Source organism: Filimonas lacunae, from assembly GCF_002355595.1.
GTDB lineage: Bacteria > Bacteroidota > Bacteroidia > Chitinophagales > Chitinophagaceae > Filimonas > Filimonas lacunae.
The window spans coordinates 1,510,465-1,530,316 of sequence record NZ_AP017422.1 but is presented as its reverse complement, the minus strand read 5'-3'; the positions used below and the strand labels follow the sequence as shown (position 1 = coordinate 1,530,316).

The 19,852-nt window shown below is 44.8% G+C and carries 17 protein-coding genes; 5 read left to right on the top strand and 12 right to left on the bottom strand.

The features are described from left to right. Window positions 1-22 precede the first annotated feature (22 nt). Together priA and murB are read left to right on the top strand one after the other, a co-directional pair. Entirely contained in the window at window positions 23-2,518 is a 2,496-nt protein-coding gene (gene priA, locus FLA_RS06205; protein ID WP_076380115.1) for a replication restart helicase PriA, read from the top strand. Between the two features lie 21 nt (window positions 2,519-2,539). Further along, window positions 2,540-3,583 (top strand): UDP-N-acetylmuramate dehydrogenase, encoded by a 1,044-nt coding sequence (gene murB / locus FLA_RS06200; protein ID WP_076380223.1) that lies wholly within the window; start codon window positions 2,540-2,542, stop codon window positions 3,581-3,583. Here the strand turns inward: murB and FLA_RS06195 are convergent. The 3 genes from FLA_RS06195 to FLA_RS06185 all read right to left on the bottom strand — a co-directional run bounded on the left by FLA_RS06195 (window position 3,580) and on the right by FLA_RS06185 (window position 9,663). Beyond that, the gene (locus FLA_RS06195; RefSeq protein WP_076380116.1) at window positions 3,580-5,121 is read right to left on the bottom strand and encodes a sigma 54-interacting transcriptional regulator; all 1,542 of its coding nucleotides are present in this window, start codon (window positions 5,119-5,121) and stop codon (window positions 3,580-3,582) included. The genes murB and FLA_RS06195 overlap by 4 nt on opposite strands. Window positions 5,122-5,166: 45 nt before the next feature. Then, window positions 5,167-6,264 carry a vWA domain-containing protein gene (locus FLA_RS06190; protein ID WP_076380117.1) on the bottom strand — a complete coding sequence of 366 codons (1,098 nt, stop codon included), beginning with the start codon at window positions 6,262-6,264 and terminating at the stop codon, window positions 5,167-5,169. A gap of 117 nt (window positions 6,265-6,381) precedes the next feature. Continuing rightward, window positions 6,382-9,663, bottom strand: coding sequence for a glycosyltransferase family 117 protein (locus FLA_RS06185; protein ID WP_076380224.1), 3,282 nt, complete (start codon window positions 9,661-9,663; stop codon window positions 6,382-6,384). Window positions 9,664-9,852: 189 nt separating this feature from the next. On the opposite strand from FLA_RS06185, the gene mtaB reads away from it, so the two are divergent. The 3 genes from mtaB (at window position 9,853) to FLA_RS06170 (ending at window position 11,955) form a co-directional block, all read left to right on the top strand. Further along, entirely contained in the window at window positions 9,853-11,127 is a 1,275-nt protein-coding gene (gene mtaB, locus FLA_RS06180) for a tRNA (N(6)-L-threonylcarbamoyladenosine(37)-C(2))-methylthiotransferase MtaB (protein ID WP_076380118.1), read from the top strand. A 222-nt stretch (window positions 11,128-11,349) separates the two neighbouring features. Then, the gene (locus FLA_RS06175) at window positions 11,350-11,619 is read left to right on the top strand and encodes a hypothetical protein (RefSeq protein ID WP_076380119.1); all 270 of its coding nucleotides are present in this window, start codon (window positions 11,350-11,352) and stop codon (window positions 11,617-11,619) included. Window positions 11,620-11,664: 45 nt separating this feature from the next. Further along, window positions 11,665-11,955 carry a hypothetical protein gene (locus FLA_RS06170; protein ID WP_076380120.1) on the top strand — a complete coding sequence of 97 codons (291 nt, stop codon included), beginning with the start codon at window positions 11,665-11,667 and terminating at the stop codon, window positions 11,953-11,955. A gap of 23 nt (window positions 11,956-11,978) precedes the next feature. On the opposite strand, the gene carA is transcribed toward FLA_RS06170, so the two are convergent. From carA to FLA_RS06125, 9 genes are all read right to left on the bottom strand, one after another. Then, window positions 11,979-13,073, bottom strand: a complete 1,095-nt coding sequence (carA, locus tag FLA_RS06165) for a glutamine-hydrolyzing carbamoyl-phosphate synthase small subunit (RefSeq protein WP_076380225.1) — start codon at window positions 13,071-13,073, stop codon at window positions 11,979-11,981. Between the two features lie 146 nt (window positions 13,074-13,219). Beyond that, window positions 13,220-13,738, bottom strand: coding sequence for a 50S ribosomal protein L17 (gene rplQ / locus FLA_RS06160; RefSeq protein ID WP_076380121.1), 519 nt, complete (start codon window positions 13,736-13,738; stop codon window positions 13,220-13,222). 74 nt (window positions 13,739-13,812) lie between these two features. Continuing rightward, window positions 13,813-14,811 carry a DNA-directed RNA polymerase subunit alpha gene (locus FLA_RS06155; protein WP_076380122.1) on the bottom strand — a complete coding sequence of 333 codons (999 nt, stop codon included), beginning with the start codon at window positions 14,809-14,811 and terminating at the stop codon, window positions 13,813-13,815. 49 nt (window positions 14,812-14,860) lie between these two features. Then, window positions 14,861-15,466 (bottom strand): 30S ribosomal protein S4, encoded by a 606-nt coding sequence (gene rpsD / locus FLA_RS06150; protein WP_076380123.1) that lies wholly within the window; start codon window positions 15,464-15,466, stop codon window positions 14,861-14,863. Between the two features lie 139 nt (window positions 15,467-15,605). Continuing rightward, a complete protein-coding gene (gene rpsK, locus FLA_RS06145) occupies window positions 15,606-16,007 on the bottom strand; it encodes a 30S ribosomal protein S11 (protein WP_076380124.1) in 402 nt (133 codons plus the stop codon). 146 nt (window positions 16,008-16,153) lie between these two features. Then, complete coding sequence (gene rpsM, locus FLA_RS06140) at window positions 16,154-16,534, bottom strand: 30S ribosomal protein S13 (RefSeq protein WP_076380125.1); 381 nt, start codon at window positions 16,532-16,534, stop codon at window positions 16,154-16,156. A 31-nt stretch (window positions 16,535-16,565) separates the two neighbouring features. Continuing rightward, entirely contained in the window at window positions 16,566-16,682 is a 117-nt protein-coding gene (gene ykgO, locus FLA_RS06135; RefSeq protein WP_076380126.1) for a type B 50S ribosomal protein L36, read from the bottom strand. A 6-nt stretch (window positions 16,683-16,688) separates the two neighbouring features. After that, window positions 16,689-16,847 (bottom strand): translation initiation factor IF-1, encoded by a 159-nt coding sequence (gene infA / locus FLA_RS06130; RefSeq protein WP_432803738.1) that lies wholly within the window; start codon window positions 16,845-16,847, stop codon window positions 16,689-16,691. Between the two features lie 173 nt (window positions 16,848-17,020). Then, complete coding sequence (locus tag FLA_RS06125; RefSeq protein WP_076380128.1) at window positions 17,021-19,852, bottom strand: TolB family protein; 2,832 nt, start codon at window positions 19,850-19,852, stop codon at window positions 17,021-17,023.

Genomic DNA, 19,852 nt, shown 5'->3' with positions numbered 1-19,852 from the left:
GCCGTATCTTAGCCCATTAATCATGAATACTCATTCTCCCAATCAGTTATTCACCAATCACACCTATACCCTGTTTGCAGAGGTACTTATTCCTCTTGCCCTGCCTAAAAACTTTACCTGGGCAGTGCCCGATCATTTGAAGGAAGCAGTACAACCTGGTATACGTGTAGAGGTAGTATTGGGAAAGAATAAAAAATACGCCGGCCTGGTAAAAAAAACGTTTACCGAAAAGCCCGAAGCATTTAATCCCAAACCCATTCTCAATGTGCTGGACGATGTGCCGTTACTGCACCCCGAGCAATTAGCTTTCTGGGAATGGATTGCCGACTATTACATGTGTACCGAAGGCGAAGTAATGCAGGCCGCCATCCCTTCCAACCTCAAACTCAGCAGCGAAACCGTACTGATGTGGAACGACAGCTATGAGGATGAAATGATAGAGCTGGACGATGAGGAGTTTATGGTAGCCGAAGCCCTCAACCTGAAAAAGGAACTGCGCCTGAATGAGGTACAACAAATACTGGACGCTTCCCATGTATACCCTGTTATCAAACGCCTGATAGAAAAACAGGTATGCCTGGTATGGGAAGAACTGAAAGAGAAGTACAAGGAGAAAAAAGAGACCTATGTTATTCTGCAACCCGCCTATCATAAAGAAGAAGCGCTGGCCGATTTGCTGAATAACTGGCAACAGTACAAGGCACCTAAGCAAATGGAGTTGCTGATGGCTTATATACACCTGCAACGTACACAAGGCGAAGTATCCCAACCAGAGCTGTTAAAGAAATCAGGCGCCACCGCTGCACAGTTAAAAGGGCTGGTAGAAAAAAATATACTTCGTACCGAAAAGCGCGCAGTGGATCGCATCGGCTCTTTGCCCAAAGATGTTATCATTGATTTTGAACTGTCGCCCCTGCAGCAACAGGCGGCAGAGAAGATTGAAACATTGTTCGATGAAAAACAGGTATGCCTGCTGCATGGCGTAACCGCCAGTGGCAAAACACAGGTATACGTAAAACTCATCGAAGCCTTTATACGCAAGGGCAAGCAGGTACTATACATGCTGCCCGAAATAGCTTTAACCACACAAATCATACGCCGCCTGCAAAAGCATTTTGGCGGTAACATCTCTATCTATCATTCCAAATTCAACCCCAACGAACGGGTAGAAATATGGAATAAGGTAAAAAGCGGGGAAGCCCGTATTGTACTGGGCGCACGCTCTGCCGTGTTCCTGCCCTTTCGCGATCTGGGTTTGATCATTGCCGATGAAGAGCATGACTCCTCCTATAAGCAGCAGGAGCCAGCACCACGCTACCACGCACGGGATGCCGCTATCTATTACGCATCCCTGTTTCAGGCAAAGGTATTACTCGGCTCTGCCACCCCTTCCATAGAAAGCTATACCAATGCACAGCAAGGCAAATACGGCCTGGTACAGCTGATGGAACGCTATGGCAATGTAGCCATGCCGCAAATTGAAATAGTAGATGTAAAAAGAGTGATCAAAAAAGATCATTCCAAAGTAATGCTCACGCCCGAACTGCACCAGGCTATCACACAGTCGCTGCACGATAAAAAACAGATCATTCTGTTCCAGAACCGGCGCGGCTATTCACCTTACCAGATATGCGGCGTATGCGGTTGGATACCCCAGTGTAAAAACTGTGATGTAACCCTCACCTATCATAAGTCTAAAAACAAACTGGCCTGTCACTACTGTGGCACTACCTACCCGGTAATATACACCTGTTCTGCCTGTGGCAGCAACCGCTTTATTCAGAAGAACTTTGGCACCGAAAAGATCGAGGAAATGATTACAGAAGCTTTTCCCGATGCCAGAACAGCCCGTATGGATTATGATAGCGTAAAAGGCAAGCACGATCACGACAACCTGATTAAACTGTTTGAACAACAGAAAATAGACATCCTGGTAGGCACCCAGATGGTGGTTAAAGGCCTGGACTTTGAACACGTAAACCTCGTAGGCATTTTAGATGCAGATGGCATTTTAAACTTTGCCGATTTTCGCGTGAACGAACGCGCTTACCAGCTGATGGAACAAGTAAGCGGCCGCGCAGGCCGTAAAGACGGGCTGGGTAAAGTAATGATACAGGTAAGCAATACCGAACATCCGGTACTCGGCTTTGTGCAGCAACACAACTACCAGCAACTGTTTCAATACGAAATGGAAAACAGGCAACGCTTCTTCTATCCACCGTTTGCCCGTATTATACAGGTGATTTTTAAACACAAGGACCAGCTGATTGCCGAAGAAGCCGCACAGCATATGGTCAATGGCCTGAAAAAAGATTTTGGCCCTTACGTATTCGGCCCCGCCAACCCCGTAGTCAACCGCATCCGTAACCAATACCTTTCCGAGCTGCTGATAAAGCTGCCCCGGAAAGCGCCGTTAATACAGCAATGCAAGCTACAGATAGCGCAACAGATCACTATCATCAACGCTACCAAAAGATACAGCAGCGTGCACATCATACCCGATATTGACCCTGTGTAAACTATAAACACATTCATGATCATGCTTACATCATCTATACAGGAAAACAAAGAATTAAAGCCTTTCAACACCTTTGGCATTGCTGCCACCGCACGCTATTTTGCAGCATTCAGCACTGTTGAACAACTGAAAGAATTACTGATTTATAGCCACCAGGCAGGCCAGCAAAACCTGCTGGTGCTGGGCGGTGGCAGCAACATGCTGTTCACCCAAAACTATAACGGGCTGGTAATTAAAAACGAACTCAAAGGCATTGAGCTGGTAAAAGAGGATGCAAACCATTACTACATCAAAGCCTGGGGCGGCGAAAACTGGCACCGGTTTGTACAATACTGTATACAACACAATTACGCAGGCCTGGAAAACCTCAGCCTTATTCCCGGTTGTGTAGGCGCTTCGCCCATGCAAAACATTGGCGCGTATGGCGTAGAGATAAAAGACGTGTGCGAATCGCTGGAAGCACTGCATATCGAAAGTCAATCGGTAGTTACCTTTCACCATACCGAGTGCAACTTCGGCTACCGCGAAAGTGTTTTCAAAAACAAATACAAAGGCCAGTTTATTATACTCAATGTTACCTATCGCCTGAACAAGCAACCTGTGTATCATACCTCCTATGGTGCTATTGAACAGGAGCTGGCAGCTATGGGTTCACAACAGTTAAACATTGCAGCCATTGCACAGGCCGTTATCAACATCCGCAGCAGCAAACTGCCCAACCCCGCGGAAGTGGGTAATGCTGGTAGCTTTTTCAAAAACCCAACTATACCGCAAACACAATTCCGGGCATTGCAACAGCAACACGCCACTATACCGCACTATGCAGTAGCGCCCGATAGCAATGGGCAGGCATGGGAAAAGATACCGGCCGCCTGGTTAATAGAACAATGCGGATGGAAAGGATATCGTAAAGGAGATGCAGGCTGCCACAGTAAACAACCATTGGTGCTGGTAAACTATGCCAACGCTACAGGCAATGAAATATTCCAGCTGTCAGAAGAAATTATTTCCAGCGTAAACCAACAGTTTGGTATTACGCTGGAAAGAGAAGTAAATATTATCTAGTTCAGATCGTCTTCGGTCAAATCGTCCTCTTCAAAGTTCATTTGGCCGAAGTTCATCATACTGCCAATCAGGTCTTTAAACTGGATACGGCCATCAATCACCTTCTTGCTTATTAGTGAATAAGCAGAAAGGCCATGCAGCACAAACTCCATCAGCAAAGCCCCTTCTTTCTCATTGGCCTGCGGGAAAAAGCGCTTCACAAAAGCATACAAACCATCTACCTGGTATAAGGCTGCAATCTTCTCCGCATCTTTCATATCCACCAGCACATCAATAGAATTACCACTGTCAAACCAGTTGATAATGCTTCTGTAAGGGTTTTCCTCTACTTTGGCTTCCTGCGATTTTTTGCCGGTAGGCTTTTTCTTCTTCACCTTTTCCGGATCGGGGAAGTAGGTCACAAACTGCGAGCGGATAGCCCTGTCCAGCAGGTTCACAGCCACCTGGTACGGACCTTCCTGCTCCCCTTCATACACCAGCTCAATTTTACCAGTAATGGCAGGGATAATGCCCACCAGGTCACTGATCCATATCTGTGTTTTCGGTTCGTTGTGAATAATAGCCCTGCGCTCGGCACTGCTCACGGCGTTCTCGTAAGCCGCAATAGTAAGGCGGGCGCTTACCCCACTCTTCTTATCTACGTATTCATTACTCCTTGCTTCAAAAGCCACCTGCTCAATCAAACGCTTCACCAGGTCACTTATATCAATAACATCCTGCTGCTCTGGTAAAATATCCGCTTCCTGCTCTGTAATAGACAGCGCCGTTTCTATCGTTTTGGGATAGTGCGTTAAAATCTGGCTTTCAATACGGTCTTTTAAAGGTGTTACAATGCTGCCACGGTTGGTATAATCTTCCGGGTTGGCCGTAAACACAAACTGTATATCCAGCGGCATACGCAGCTTAAAGCCCCGTATCTGTATATCGCCCTCCTGTAAAATATTAAACAGCGACACCTGTATGCGCGCCTGCAAATCGGGCAGCTCGTTAATCACAAATATGCCACGGTTGCTACGCGGGATAATGCCGTAGTGAATTACCTGCTCATCTGCAAAACTCAAACGCAGGTTAGCCGCCTTAATAGGATCCACATCCCCTATCAAATCCGCTACACTCACATCCGGCGTAGCCAGCTTCTCGCCATAACGCTCGCTCCGGTGCCACCAGGTAACCGGTGTTGCATCGCCATACTCCGCTATCAGATCCCTGGAGTACTTACTTAACGGACGTAAGGGATCGTCATTTACCTCGCTACCTGCCACCACAGGCACATACTCGTCCAGCAACTCCACCATCTGGCGCGCCATACGTGTTTTAGCCTGTCCGCGAAGGCCCAGGTACAGAATATTATGACGGCTTAACAAAGCACGCTCTGTATCAGGAATAACGGTATCCTCATACCCCATAATCCCTGTAAAAGGATTTTCCTTGTTCTTTATGCGGGTGATCAGGTTTTTCCTGATCTCTTCCTTTACACTTAAAGGCTTATACCCACTCTTCTTCAGCTCTCCTAAAGTTGTAATCTTCGCTATGTTCATTCAATTATCTTTTTCAGCAATGCTAAAATATCAGGCGTGCAAACGTTAATACAGGGTCTTACGCTTACCACTTTCAAAATCTTTGAAAATAAAAGACCCCAGTTTATCCAGTGAAGCAAAAAAGGCCTTCCCGTGGTTCATCTCTGTAAACTCATTTACAAAGCTTTGCAGGTAAGGGTCTGAAGCGATCATAAACGTGGTAATAGGTATTTTCAGTTTTTTGCACTGGGCGGCCAGGTTAATACAACGGTTGGTTATTTTCCGGTCCAGTCCAAAACTGTTTTTATAATAACGGCCACCCACCTTTAAACAGGTAGGCTTACCATCGGTGATCATAAATATCTGCTTGTTCGCATTTTTTCTCCTGCGCAAAATATCCATGGCCAGCTCCAGCCCTGCCACCGTGTTGGTATGATAAGGTCCTACCTGTAAATAGGGAAGGTCTTTAATGGCCACCGGCCACGCATCATTACCAAACACCACAATATCCAGTGTGTCTTTAGGATACCGGGTAGTGATCAGTTCGCTCAAAGCCATAGCCACCTTCTTCGCAGGGGTAATACGGTCTTCGCCATACAGGATCATGGAATGCGAAATATCAATCATCAGCACAGTAGAAGTCTGCACCTTCAAATCGGTTTCCCGGATCTGCAGGTCGTCTTCGTGCATATGGAAAGCTTCAACACCGTGGTTAATCTGCGCATTACGGATGCTTTCCGTAAAATCAATCTGCTCCAGCATATCGCCAAAGCGAAAAGGACGTAAATCCGGACTCGCTTCATCGCCCCCACCCGGTTTAAAAGTAGTATGGTCGCCCTGTTTGCTTTTTTTCAGTTTCCCGAAAATCTCTTCCAGGCTTTGCTTCCGTATACTTTGTTCCGATTTGGGAGTAATCACCATGCGGCCATCATTAGTATCATCCTTGATGTAACCATTATTTCGGAGGTCATCAATGAAGTCCCCCATACCATACTCCTGATCTGTTAATTGATACTGCTTGTCCAGCTCATTCATCCACTGCAGTGCTTCTGCTACATCTCCGCTGGTGTACGTTAACAGCTGCATAAAAACATCCAGCAGCTGTTCAAAACGGGTCTTACCATTCGCACGGGGATCAAAATGTTCAAATCTGTGCCCTAACATGACTGTAATCTACAAAAAAATAAAGTAATAGTTGCAACAACGCTTCGTTAAGAAACCATAACATAAAAAAAGGCCTGCAAAACGCAGGCCTTCTCTTTATAAGCTAAATACTTATGATTATTGGGGAACAGAATCAGGATTAGCCAATGTTTTCGGACCCTCAGGGCCTCCTATACCAGCGCCTTCTTTTTTACCGGTATACATTTGCTCCATCTGTTTCAGGTCGTTCAGCATGCTTTCTGTATTACGTCTGTCGTAATCCATATTTTCTGCTTTCACACCGCTAAGGCCGTTGTAAAATTTCAGTTGCTGCTGTAAATCGGTACGCACGCTCTTTAACACTTTCGCTGCCAGTTCGGTATCTTCTGCACGATAAGCGCTTTCCAGAAATATCATAGACAAGCGGTTATGTTCGTTACCTCTTGACACCATACCGTAAGGAAAGTTGCCACTCAGCATCATATCGTCTATTTTCTTCAACACTTCACGTGCTTCCGGCTTCCTGTTTTTGAAAGAAAGATCTAAAGCCAGCTCAGCATAAGCACGACGGATTGTGTTCAGGTGTCTGCGGTTTTCTTCGTCGAAATAAACACCAGGAATATTCGCGCTGCCATATCTGAACTTGTTCATCAGCTTATCCTTCATCGATTCAGTGTTGATATAGCTGTTCTGAACAGGAATTAAACGGTACGTTAAACCATCCTTACGCAGGTACTGACCAAATCCTAACTCACCATACTGGTTAGTAAAGTAAATAGGACGCTTCCACTTGTTCGCAGCAATTACGTTCAGTAATGCCAGGTCGTTCTTCATTAAACCATTCTTAGGAATATCAAAACGCAGTTCAGAAACCACACTGTCATTGGCGTTTACAGTACCATTGGTTCTTACCACATTCTGATCTACCGGAACAGATACTTTATGAACAGGGAATGAATTATACATATCACCACCACCGCGGTTCACCATTTTATTAGGATCATCACTACCTACATAATTCTTCATCATGTCGTACAGGTCGTAATAACGGTTTTCCGGAATGCTGCTCTTAGGCTGGAACATCACGTAGTCACGTTTTCTGCCCTCGATCTGATCAGCAGTGAAAATAACATCGATCGGGTCGCTGCTATTCACCTTGTTACGCAACTGGTTAATATACCAGTCAATACCCAATAAGCTGGTGTTAATCACACGGATATCCGGGCGCACACCTTCTACTTCCTGGGCATACCACAGCGGGTAAGTATCATTATCACCAAAAGTGAATACAATGGCGTTGGTATCACAGCTGTTCAGGTAGTCTTTTGCCAGATCAGGAGCCAGTAATTTCTTGCTTCTGTCATGGTCATCCCACTCTTGCTGCGCCATCACAGCAGGTACTGCCAGCAAACAAACCACAGTAGCCAGGCTTGCAGCCATGCTCTGGTTCACCGCTTTAGTCAACCACTCCTGCACCTTCAGCACTCCCAAACCAATCCAGATAGCAAAGGCGTAGAACGAACCCACATAGGCGTAGTCACGCTCACGTGGCTGGTAACCAGCCTGGTTCAGGTACACTACTATCGCAAAACCGGTAAAGAAGAACAACAGCATAGTAACCAGTGCATCATCACCACGTTTTCTGAAGTGGAAGAATAAGCCCAGTAAACCTAAAATCAAAGGCAACGCAAACAAGCGATTGTGCGCCTTGTTATTCTTCATGCTGTCTGGCATCAGGCTCTGATCGCCATACATAATATTATCAATGAAACCAATACCGGTGATCCAGTTACCATCGCGCACGTTACCTGCAAACACACCCTGCACATCGTTTTGCTTACCACTAAAGTTCCACAGGAAGTAACGCAGATACATGAAGTAATTCTGGTATCCTGCGAAATAACGGATGTTATCCAGGAAATCCGGAGCACGCTCATAAGTACCATCTTTGTTTTTACCAATACCCATAAAATAGGCGTAGTAATCAGCATGTCCCTGGTCATTGCTGGCATCCCACATACGCGGAAACACCATTTTATCTTCCGGAGCATACACATACTTCATATCCTTGCCAATGGTAACATACTTACCATCTGCTCTCTGGTATTTGGTAGCACCTTCTTTATAATCAACAGGCTGAGCTGTGAATTTCTGACCATATAACAGCGGGAAATCACCATACTGCTCACGCCCCAGGTAACCCACAAGGCTCATCGGGTTATCCACGTTATACATGTCAATAGAAGGATCGGCACTACTTCTGATCATGGTAGTTACATAAGTGCTATACCCCAGCAGGGTAAAGATCATACACCAGATACCTAAACGCAGGTAAGCCCAGCCCTTTTTGTTGGCATAACGCAGCATAAACCACGCAAACACGCCTACCAGTATAAAGAAGAAAATAAAACCGGAAGAAAAAGGAAGACCTAAAGAGTTTACAAAGAAGATATCAAAGTAACCCGCCGCCTTCACAGAATACTGGATCACTGCCACCTGTACCACGCCGGTAAGCACACAGGCAATGATAAAGAAGATATAAGTACCACCAGCGTATTCTTTAGTCTTGGGATTCAGTTTCTCTACCAGGTATAACAAACCAATGGCAACAGCAGCGCCCAGAATTACCAGGCCAGCCATTGTGCTATCGGCAGCTACACCGCGTTCACTATTCGCTTCCGATTGGCCAGCCGCAAAAGCCAGCACAAAGGCAGCAACGCCGCCTATAATAGTAAACCACATAAAATACTTACGCAGCTGAGTATAGTTGAACGAACTTCTTCTGCGGAAATAGTACACCATTACAATCGCAGGGATGTTCAGCAAGCTCAACAAGTGAACACCTATAGATAAGCCAATGGCAAAAAAGATAAACACAATCCAGCGGTCAGCACCCGGCTCATCGGCCTGTGCATCCCACTTCAATATAGCCCAGAATACCAGCGCAGTAAAGAAAGAGGACATAGCGTACACCTCACCTTCTACAGCACTGTACCAGAATGAATCGGAAAAGGTATAAGCCAGTGCACCTACAGCGCCTGCGCCCATAATACCGATCAGTTGTGCAGTAGTTAATTCTTTGGCAGCATCTACTACTTTACCAACAACAATTTTGCGGGCAAAGTGTGTAATAGACCAAAACAGGAATAAAATAGTAAAACCACTGGCCAGCGCACTCATCATGTTAACGCCTTTGGCAGCCATATCAGGCTTATCGCCAAACAACACTATAAATATTCTGCCCAGCAAAACAAATAAAGGCGCCCCTGGCGGGTGCGGAATCTGTACTTTAAAACAGCTACTTACAAACTCGCCGCAGTCCCATAAACTGCCGGCAGCTTCTGCTGTCAAAATGTAAACGATACAGGCTATAGCGCAAACCACCCAGCCTGTTACATTATTAACCCTTTTAAAATTCATACCGGTTTTGGTTTTTTTAAAGACTGGCAAACCTAACGTAAAACCATCAAATTTGAAAATAGGAATCAAATTTTGACAAAACCACAATATTCTCCCTAAACAAGGCACAGTTCAACGGGTTAGTGATTCAATAGAACAGCTATACAACCAGTAGCCACCATTGGCCCTTTACACGTATCTTTGCCGGCTATGGAAAAGAGGCGTTCAGTAGCATTTCACACATTAGGTTGTAAACTCAATTTCTCCGAAACCTCCACCCTTTCCCGTATGCTGGAAAAGGATGGCTTTGAGAAAAAGGAATTTGACGACACGGCCGACGTGTACGTGATCAACACCTGTTCTGTTACCGACAACGCCGATAAAGAATGCCGCCAGCTGGTGCGCCGTATTCAGCGCCGTGCTCCCGAAAGCATGGTGGTGATCACCGGCTGTTACGCACAGCTGAAACCCAAAGAAATATCCGAAATTCCTGGGGTAGACCTGGTGCTGGGCGCTGCCGAAAAATTCAATATAGGCTCCCATATCCGTGAGCTGGTAAAAGGCGATTCTGCCAAAATCAGCAGCTGCGATATTGAAGAAGTAAGCGGTTTTAACGCCTCCTACTCTTTAAACGACCGCACCCGCACTTTCCTGAAAGTACAGGATGGCTGCGACTACACCTGCTCGTTCTGCACCATTCCCATGGCACGTGGTAAAAGCCGTAGCGACAGTATTGAAAACGTGCTGCGTCACGCTCACGACCTGGCTACCAGTGGTGTAAAAGAGATTGTGCTTACCGGCGTAAACCTGGGCGATTTTGGCAAAGGCCCTGATGGTAATAAAAAGAACGAAGAAGACTTTTTCGACCTGGTAAAAGCCCTGGATAAAGTAGAAGGTATAGACCGCTATCGCATCTCTTCTATCGAGCCCAACCTGCTTACTAATGATATCATTGAATTTGTGGCCAACAGCGACAAATTCATGCCTCACTTCCACATCCCGTTACAAAGCGGCAGCAACAAAATACTGGGCCTGATGCGCCGCCGGTATAAAAGAGAGCTGTATGCCGATCGTGTGGGTTTAATCAAGCAATTGATGCCCCATTGCGCTATAGGTGTAGACGTCATTGTAGGCTTCCCCGGAGAAACGGAGGAAGAATTCAAAGAAACATTCGATTTCCTGCATTCCCTGGATGTAAGCTACCTGCACGTATTTACCTATTCCGAACGCGCCAACACACAAGCCTTGCAAATAACCCCTGTAGTGCCTGTAAACGTGCGTAATGACCGCAATAAATCCCTCCGCAACCTGTCTTACATGAAAATGCAGTATTTCACTGCACAACATGCGGGAGAAAACAGGAAAGTGCTGTTTGAAGGGCACGAAAAAGAGGGCATGATGGAAGGTTATACCGATAACTACATCCGCATTACCACCCCCTTCCGCCAGGAATGGGCCAATCAGGTAATTGACTGGAAAATATAGCAGCTTATAACATATAACCCGTTATAAATAAACGCCTTACAAGGCAGCTTATAAATTTTGCGGTTCCCTAACATGAAACAAAGGAACCGCATCCTATTTTTCCCTACTTTTGTTTTACCCGTTACTACTAACTCTATATTTACTATCCCATTAGTTCTCAACTACCCGTTAAGTTCTGACCAAGCATTTTGTTTTTGATTTTTTAAAGAAAAGGAGTAGATTATGTTTTCGTATGCTTTGTTAGAGCCAGGATGTTATTATTTGATCCAGGAACAGGAAAATGCGCCCGTTACTATGGTACATATTCATGTAGTATCTGACTACTGTATGTATGTGCACAGGTATGGCGAAACTGAAGAAATGGTATGGAAGAAAAAATCCGATCCTATTTTCGACATCATAGAACTGTTAAGCGACCATGTAGTGAAAGACTGGCAGGAAGTATATAATAGTACAGAAGGTACTTATGATTATGAAGAAGGAGAAGATTAACCTTTGACCGGCACTGATAATCGATAAAGAAAGGAGAAAGAAGATATGAAAAAATTCCAGGCTGTAATTCACTTTACGATGGACGACTCATTTATGAATCTTATTCCATCACATCGTACCTACATTAATTATTTAATCAACAAAAAGATAGTAGACAGCTATGCGGTGAGTATGGAGTCCCGTACGGTATGGATCACTATCAATGCAGAATCTAAAACCGAAGCAGATAAATACCTGGCAAAATCTCCATTATACAGGTATTGGAGCTATCATATTGAAGAACTGGTGGTATACGATGGCCAGTTATTCAGATTACCAACAGTCCAGTATAATTAATACCGGACTGTTGGTTTTATTTTTTACTTCATCAGTGCAATAAAGTCATCAAACAGGTAACGGCTGTCAAATGGACCAGGAGTGCTTTCAGGGTGGTATTGTACACTAAAAGCAGGCTTGTTCTTGATTCTGATACCCTCAATTGACTCATCGTTCAGGTTTACGTGTGTTACTTCCACGTTAGGATGTTTCCTAACCGCTTCCGGATCAACACCAAAACCATGGTTTTGAGTAGTAATTTCAGATTTGCCTGTTACCAGGTTCTTTACAGGGTGGTTTAAACCTCTGTGACCATGGTGCATTTTAAAAGTAGGAATATCATTAGCCAGTGCCAGCAGCTGGTGTCCCAGGCAAATACCAAACACAGGTTTATTTTCATTCAGAATTCCTTTCAGGGTTTCTACCGCATAAGGCATAGCTGCCGGATCGCCAGGGCCATTAGAAATAAAGTAACCATTCGGGTTAAACTCTTTCAAACGGCTTAAAGGCGTTTTAGCAGGGTGTACACGCACATGCGCTCCCCTGTCTACCAGGCACTGTAAAATGTTCCTCTTTACACCAAAATCCAGTACGGCTACTTTTAAGGATGCATTTACATCACCCAGCTCGTACTCTTCTTTTGTGCTCACTTCACTCGCCAGCTCCAGGCCATCCATATTAGGCACTTCCGCCAATTTGGCTTTCAGTTGCTCTACATCGGTAATTTCTGAAGAGATGATACAGTTCATAGCTCCTTTAGTACGGATATGCGCTACCAGCGCCCTCGTATCCACATCTTCAATCGCTACTATATTGTGTTTCTTTAAATAAGCATCCAGCGAATCGGTAGCCTGGTAGCGTGAATAACGCTCTTCCAGGTTACGGCCAATCAGGCCTCTGATCTTCACACTGTCACTTTCCACATCTGTAATATTCACGCCATAGTTACCAGTGTGTACATTGTTCATAATCAACACCTGCCCTGAGTAACTAGGGTCAGTGAACACTTCCTGATAACCAGTCATTCCGGTATTAAAACAAATCTCTCCGGTAGCAGAACCTACTGCACCAAAAGATTTACCAAAGAATACATGACCATCTTCTAATAATAAAACAGCTACTTTTTGTGTCTGTGTCATTTTTATACCAGTAATTTTTTGCAAAGAAAACATTTAATTGTTGTAAAACCTCATTCAAGGCAAAACAGGCTACAACTCACCCGTTTGCAAAAAAGGCAAAACCGATAAACGATTTTGCCTTTTTCAATGTTAAAAGAGCTTCATTATTATTCTGCGTCTTTTGTTTCAGTTGTTTCTTCAGTAGATGAAACTTCAGTTGCTTCGTCAGCAGCTTTTTTCTTGCCACCACCGCTTGAACGACGTGTTTTCTTAGCTGGTTCAGCAGCTTTAGATACGGTTTTACCGTACACTTCGTTAAAGTCAACCAGTTCAATCATAGCTGTTTCCGCATTATCACCCACACGAATACCTAATTTGATGATACGTGTGTAACCACCCGGCCGGCCGGCTACTTTAGGGGCAACTACTGTAAACAATTCTTTTACAGCAGATTTGTCCTGCAGATAGCTGAACACAATACGGTGATTGTGGCTGATTTCCAGAGCTGTTGCGTTTTTCTTTGTCTTAGTGATCAAAGGTTCAACGTAAGTTCTCAAAGCTTTAGCCTTAGCTAAAGTGGTAACAATACGTTTGTGCTCAATCAGCTGGCTGGCTAAATTTGCCAGTAATGCTTCCCTGTGCGCTTTCTTACGACCCAGGTTGTTGATTTTGTCTCCGTGACGCATGGCTTATTTGTTTTATGGTCTGTACCGTGCCAGGAATTACAGACCCAGTTATAAACGTGAAACGTTTTAAAATACTAGTCCAGGTTATCTAAACCCAGTTTGCTCAAATCCATACCGAAGTGTAAACCTCTTTCAGTAAGAACCTGCTCAATCTCACTTAAAGACTTCTGACCGAAGTTTCTGAACTTCATCAGGTCTTCCTGCTCATACTGTACCAGCTCACTTAACGAGTTGATTTTAGCAGCTTTCAAACAGTTGAAAGCACGAACAGACAGATCTAAATCTTCTAAAGGAGTTTTCAGCACTTTTCTTAACTGCAGCACTTGCTCGTCAACAACATCTTCTTTTTTGTCTTCCTTGTTGTCGAAAGTGATGTTTTCATCAGTGATGATCATCAGGTGCTGAATCAGAATACGTGAAGCTTGTTTAACAGCTTCCTCAGGGTGGATAGTACCATCAGTAGCCACGTCCAGGATCAGTTTCTCATAATCCGTTCTTTGCTCTACACGATAGTTTTCAATAGCATACTTCACATTTTTGATGGGAGTATGGATTGAATCGATAGGAATATACCCGAATGGAGCGTCTTTTACTTTGTTTTCCTCTGCAGGAACGTAACCACGGCCTTTAGCTACTGTTAACTCTACATCCAGCTTGGAAGTGCTGTCCATAGTACAGATAACCAGCTCGGGGTTCATCACCTGGAAGCTTTGAGTACCTTCTCCAATGTTCGCCGCTGTGAATTCAGTTTTGCCTTTAATGCTCAGGGTAATTTTTTCCTGTGCAATGTCGTGCTCAACATTCTTCTTAAAACGAACCTGTTTCAGGTTCAGGATAATTTCTGTAACGTCTTCGGTAACACCTTTGATAGTAGCAAATTCATGGTCTACACCATCAATTTTGATACCCACAATAGCGTAACCTTCAAGACTGCTCAGCAACACCCTGCGCAAAGCGTTTCCTATCGTTAAGCCATAACCTGGCTCAAGAGGACGGAATTCAAATTGTCCTTCAAAATCATTAGCTTTCTGCAGAACGATTTTGTCTGGCTTTTGGAAGTTTAAAATGGCCATTTTATACTCCGGGTTTTAATTTTTTGCGAATAGGTGAAATCAATCACGATTACTTAGAATACAATTCGACAATCAGTTGTTCTTTGATGTTCTCAGGAACACTTTCTCTGTCAGGATATGTAATGAAAGTACCGGTTTTTTCGGTATCATTCCAATCCAACCAACTGAATTTAGGGTTTTTACCGCGGATCTGGCTAGTTAATGAAGTGTTGTTTTCGCTCTTCTCTTTGAAACCAACTTTGTCGCCGGCTTTCAGTTGGAAAGAAGGAATGTTTACTACTTCACCATTTACAGTGATATGCTTATGGCTTACCAGCTGGCGGGCAGCAGGACGTGAAGGTGCAATACCTAAACGGAATACAGTGTTGTCTAATCTTGCTTCTAACAGCTTAATCAGATTTTCACCGGTTACACCTTTCAGGCGGGCGGCTTCTTCAAATGTGTTACGGAACTGACGTTCTAACACACCGTAAGTATATTTCGCTTTTTGTTTTTCTCTTAACTGTAAAGCGTATTCGCCTAAGCTTTTACGCTTGCGGGCAGCACCATGCTGACCGGGAGGGTTACTGTTTTTAGTTAACCATTTACCATTGCCCAGGATAGGCTCACCGAAAATACGGCTGATCTTTGTTTTAGGTCCGTTGTAACGTGCCATTGTTGTGTTATTTGCGATTTTTTAGTGTCGGCGTTTCATCTGTAAAAATCTAAAATAAATGAAACACCCTTGGATAGAAAATATAAAGATGTGCTACGCAAAACTGTTCATTCTGCGTAGCACATACAAAAGATATATGTTAAACCCTTCTTTTCTTCGGAGGGCGACAACCATTGTGTGGTAAAGGTGTACAATCTTTGATCATGGCAACCTCAATTCCTGATTGAGATAATGCGCGGATCGCACCTTCACGGCCCGAACCAGGTCCTTTCACATACACATCTACTTTTCTTAAGCCAGCTTCCAGGGCTACTTTAGCAGCATCCTGAGCAGCAGTCTGGGCTGCATACGGAGTGTTCTTTTTAGAACCTCTGAAACCCATTTTACCTGCTGATGACCAGCTGATAACCTGTCCGGTTTTATTGGTCAATGCAATGATTACATTGTTAAAGGTAGCACTGATATGCGCATCGCCATAGGCGTCTACTTTTACTACTCTTTTTTTCGCAGCTGCTTTCGCGCTGTTCTGAGCTTTAGCCATAACTTGTTTTTGAGGTAATCTTCTGAAATTGTAGCCCCTGCTTTTCCCGAAGGAACTATCCGGCGGCTTGGTATAAAACTTTCAAAGAAACAATTCCGGTTTTCCCTTTACAGATGAATTCCGGACAAAGAATCAGTAATTGCTTACTATTTCTTAGGTGCCTTTTTCTTACCGGCAACTGTTTTACGCTTACCTTTTCTAGTACGGCTATTGGTACGTGTACGCTGACCACGAAGAGGTAAACCTTTACGGTGACGGAGACCACGGTAACAAGCGATATCCAGCAAACGCTTGATGCTCATTTGCACCTCGCTACGCAGAGCGCCTTCTACCTTAAATTCGCTATTGATAATGTTACGAATAGCTGTCTGTTCGTCATCGTTCCACTCATGTACCTTCTTATTCCAGTCAATTGCTGCCTTGGTTAAGATGTACTGGGCTGTGGTACGACCAATACCGAAAATATAGGTCAAGCCTATTTCGCCTCTTTTATTCTTTGGTAAGTCTATACCGGCAATACGAGCCATGTTTATATACTATTTTAGATGTACGATTGAATTATCCCTGACGTTGCTTGTAGCGGGGGTTCTTCTTGTTAATGATGTACAATTTGCCCTTTCTGCGTACAATTTTGCAGTCGGCGCTACGTTTTTTAACTGATGCTCTAACTTTCATGATCAATTATTTATACCTGAATATAATTCTACCTCTTGATAAATCATATGGACTCATTTCAACCCCTACCTTATCGCCCGGTAGAATTCTGATGTAATGCATCCTCATCTTTCCGGAAATGGTTGCCAGTATTTCGTGGCCATTTTCTAGTTTCACCCTGAACATTGCGTTGCTCAGAGCTTCTAAAATAACACCATCTTGTTTGATCAATGATTGTTTAGACATATGATTTTTGGGAGCGCAAAGATAGAATTTTGCAATGAAATAAAGAAATAATTAGAGACATTTTTCGTTTCCCTCGAAAAATTCCCCTTTAACGGTCGCAAATATAGGCCTTATCACCTTCCAAACAGGTTCACCGGCCAGATAATTTCCCACCTGCCCGAATTTTTAACCCCAGTGTATTCCGCATTCAACAGGTGGCTATACCGGAATCCAAAGGTCACATCCTCCTGGTTCCACCACTTGGTGTCAAAGTAAATTTCGGCCCCGGTACTGGCAAAATGAGTAGTAGTACCATAACGTAAACTTCTGCCACCGGTAATGTCATAAAACAGGTTGGCACGTACACGTTTAAAATATACCACCTGCGCCAGCCCCCAGTCGGGTAAGCACAACGGCAAATGATAATTCACGCCCAGCTTCCACATTCTGGGATAACTAACTCCCTGATAACCACGTGAAAAAGGAAAGTTACTTTCAAAAACAATCCCATTGGTATAATTGGTAACCATCGTATCCCTTCCCTGGTAGGCTCCGTTTAAAACAATGCTGTGCGAAGCTCCAATACCAGGCAGATACAGGTAGCCGTTGGCCAGCCATTGCTGCCCTTTTAACGAGGGGTTCAGCACATTTCTGTATTGCAACAATAACGAATGCGCCCAATGCGGATAAATTTGCCGGGCCGCTGTTTGTATCTGGGAAGAATAACGAATGCGGCTTTCCAGGTAGGTGGCAGTGGGCCACGGAATCAGTAGCTTCTCCCCTATGCCCGTCCACTGCCTGTCCAGCAAATTAAACGAAGAGGATAAGGTTACATACCGGTACTGCTTTCCGCCCGACAGGTTCAGCGGCAATTGCAGGCCCGCATTCACATTGCTTTCCTGCCAGTAAAAAGAGGTATCTCTATTATAATAGGTATTCCGGTTCCAGGTATGGCTGGCCCCGATAAAAGGCTGTACATACCAGCCACCATATACGCCTGTGTATCCTGCCTTATGAAACCCTTCTGTGCGATTATACTGGTAATACAGCTGGCTTTGCAGCGTATTCAGCACATTTTCCCCATAAATGGTGAACTTAAAATCCGGGTCGTCATAATCCGGCTGCCAACTGTGCAGGTTCAGCAAACGGAAAGATTTATGATAGCGTGTAACGGGATATTTGCTGGAAGTAACTCCGGATAAAGTATTGTTAAACAAAGAATTATTCACCCTGTTCACATACAACTCTTCCAGGGTGTCGGCAGCGGCAACAGGTTGCCATTGGGCGGCAACCGCCCCCAGCCGAAAACCAGAACTGGTAAATACCGAACTTACTACCTGCCCGTTAGCCCCCATAGCCGCCTGGTACAAACCGGTACGATGGCTGGCCACCCGGTAATGTTTTCCGGCGCTTTCTACATAAGCCCATATTTCATCCTTCCCATCATTGCTGCAAGTGTATAACAACGTATCGCCCTGCACCACCGGGTAGCTCAAAATACGGTTAGCATAAGGAAGCACCGGCGTAATGTCACCACCGGCAACAGCCTGGCGCTGAATGGCCATCCTGCCTGCCTTATCCCGCTCTATCCAGTATACAAAACGGTCGTCGCCCGAAAACTTGGGAAAAGAATACACCTTCCCGTTTTCTCCCTCCACACTACGCAGCACCTTCCCGTCTGCATCCAGCCATACCAGGCTCGATTGCTGCATTTCCGAATAAGCCGTAGCCACCACCTGCCCGCCATCATGCGAAATATCAGGCGAAAAATACCTTCCCTTATGGGTAAGGCGGCGCGTTTCCCCGTTTTTCACATCCAGCACATGAATATCGCTATACTCCTTATTACCCCACCGTAAATCCGCTTCATACCCGGCATAGGCAATCCGGTCATTATTATAAGAGAAGTAGTCATCATATGCAATGTCCCGCACGGCTATTTTCTCTTCCCGGCCATCGGGCTGCAGGCGGTAAAAACCAGGAATATGTGTGTTGGAGTTTTTTAAAGCAATAACACTACCATCACCAGCCAGGTAAGGAAACTGGTAATTGACCACATTACGCGGTTCTGTATTCGTTACCCATTTTACCGAACTGTCTGGCTCTACCTTCCACTGTTGCTGGTAATACTCCATAGCCTGTTGCACAAACTGCCGGTAAGAAACACCGGTATGCTTTTTCAGCGCTCCCTGAAATGGGTACAAAAGCGGCTTAAACCGCACCGCGTCCTGGGTCACACGCAGCCATAAACTGTCGCCGTATTTCTCCCGGCCATATGCTACCAGCAAATACCCTAAACGGTAATGATCGGGCACAAAGTCCCTGTACGATCCATTGCGCAGTTTCATGTAGCTGTAATCACGTCCTTCGTAAAACAGCGACTTATAGCCATTAAAAAAGTAAGGTAACCGTCCCCTGCCCTGTTTGCTCAGCAAGGTTTCGTTGTAAACAGCATCCCCTTCAAAAAACCAGTTGGGCACTGCCGCTGAATTGGCTAAATCCTGACCGTCCTGACCAAATAAAAAAGACATGAGCCGTGAAAGCCCATGTCTGAAATTACTGTATTGTTCAATATGTCTGTATTCGTGAATAGCCAGGTTATCTGCCCAGCTTTGCGCCCCCAGCTCCAGTGCACTTTGTGGCGGCATCAGGAAAAACTCACTACGATAAGGACTTAACCCTACATACCCGTTAGAATAAGTTGTTCCGCTTTGCAGCACAATGCTCACCTTACGCTTCAACCCGCCCAAAGTGGCCGAGTTAGTAAGCTGCATATGGTGCGTAAGCGCAGCTACCCGTTGTGCAACACTGTCCAGTCCTTCTGGAAACACAATACGAACCGTATCCGTATTAATCTGTTTCCAGCGTAACGAAGCAGCATTGCCACCAAATACCTGCGCCCGCACATCCTCATTCAAAAAAAGAACTAATACTATTACTACCAACAACCGGTTGAAAATATTCAT

Bases quoted from the DNA above. Each gene is read 5' to 3' on its own strand.
- priA (WP_076380115.1), top strand. From the start codon at position 23: ATGAATACTCATTCTCCCAATCAGTTATTCACCAATCACACCTATACC.
- murB (WP_076380223.1), top strand. From the start codon at position 2,540: ATGCTTACATCATCTATACAGGAAAACAAAGAATTAAAGCCTTTCAAC.
- FLA_RS06195 (WP_076380116.1), bottom strand. From the start codon at position 5,121: ATGAACATAGCGAAGATTACAACTTTAGGAGAGCTGAAGAAGAGTGGG.
- FLA_RS06190 (WP_076380117.1), bottom strand. From the start codon at position 6,264: ATGTTAGGGCACAGATTTGAACATTTTGATCCCCGTGCGAATGGTAAG.
- FLA_RS06185 (WP_076380224.1), bottom strand. From the start codon at position 9,663: ATGAATTTTAAAAGGGTTAATAATGTAACAGGCTGGGTGGTTTGCGCT.
- mtaB (WP_076380118.1), top strand. From the start codon at position 9,853: ATGGAAAAGAGGCGTTCAGTAGCATTTCACACATTAGGTTGTAAACTC.
- FLA_RS06175 (WP_076380119.1), top strand. From the start codon at position 11,350: ATGTTTTCGTATGCTTTGTTAGAGCCAGGATGTTATTATTTGATCCAG.
- FLA_RS06170 (WP_076380120.1), top strand. From the start codon at position 11,665: ATGAAAAAATTCCAGGCTGTAATTCACTTTACGATGGACGACTCATTT.
- carA (WP_076380225.1), bottom strand. From the start codon at position 13,073: ATGACACAGACACAAAAAGTAGCTGTTTTATTATTAGAAGATGGTCAT.
- rplQ (WP_076380121.1), bottom strand. From the start codon at position 13,738: ATGCGTCACGGAGACAAAATCAACAACCTGGGTCGTAAGAAAGCGCAC.
- FLA_RS06155 (WP_076380122.1), bottom strand. From the start codon at position 14,811: ATGGCCATTTTAAACTTCCAAAAGCCAGACAAAATCGTTCTGCAGAAA.
- rpsD (WP_076380123.1), bottom strand. From the start codon at position 15,466: ATGGCACGTTACAACGGACCTAAAACAAAGATCAGCCGTATTTTCGGT.
- rpsK (WP_076380124.1), bottom strand. From the start codon at position 16,007: ATGGCTAAAGCTCAGAACAGCGCGAAAGCAGCTGCGAAAAAAAGAGTA.
- rpsM (WP_076380125.1), bottom strand. From the start codon at position 16,534: ATGGCTCGTATTGCCGGTATAGACTTACCAAAGAATAAAAGAGGCGAA.
- ykgO (WP_076380126.1), bottom strand. From the start codon at position 16,682: ATGAAAGTTAGAGCATCAGTTAAAAAACGTAGCGCCGACTGCAAAATT.
- infA (WP_432803738.1), bottom strand. From the start codon at position 16,847: ATGTTCAGGGTGAAACTAGAAAATGGCCACGAAATACTGGCAACCATT.
- FLA_RS06125 (WP_076380128.1), bottom strand. From the start codon at position 19,852: ATGAATATTTTCAACCGGTTGTTGGTAGTAATAGTATTAGTTCTTTTT.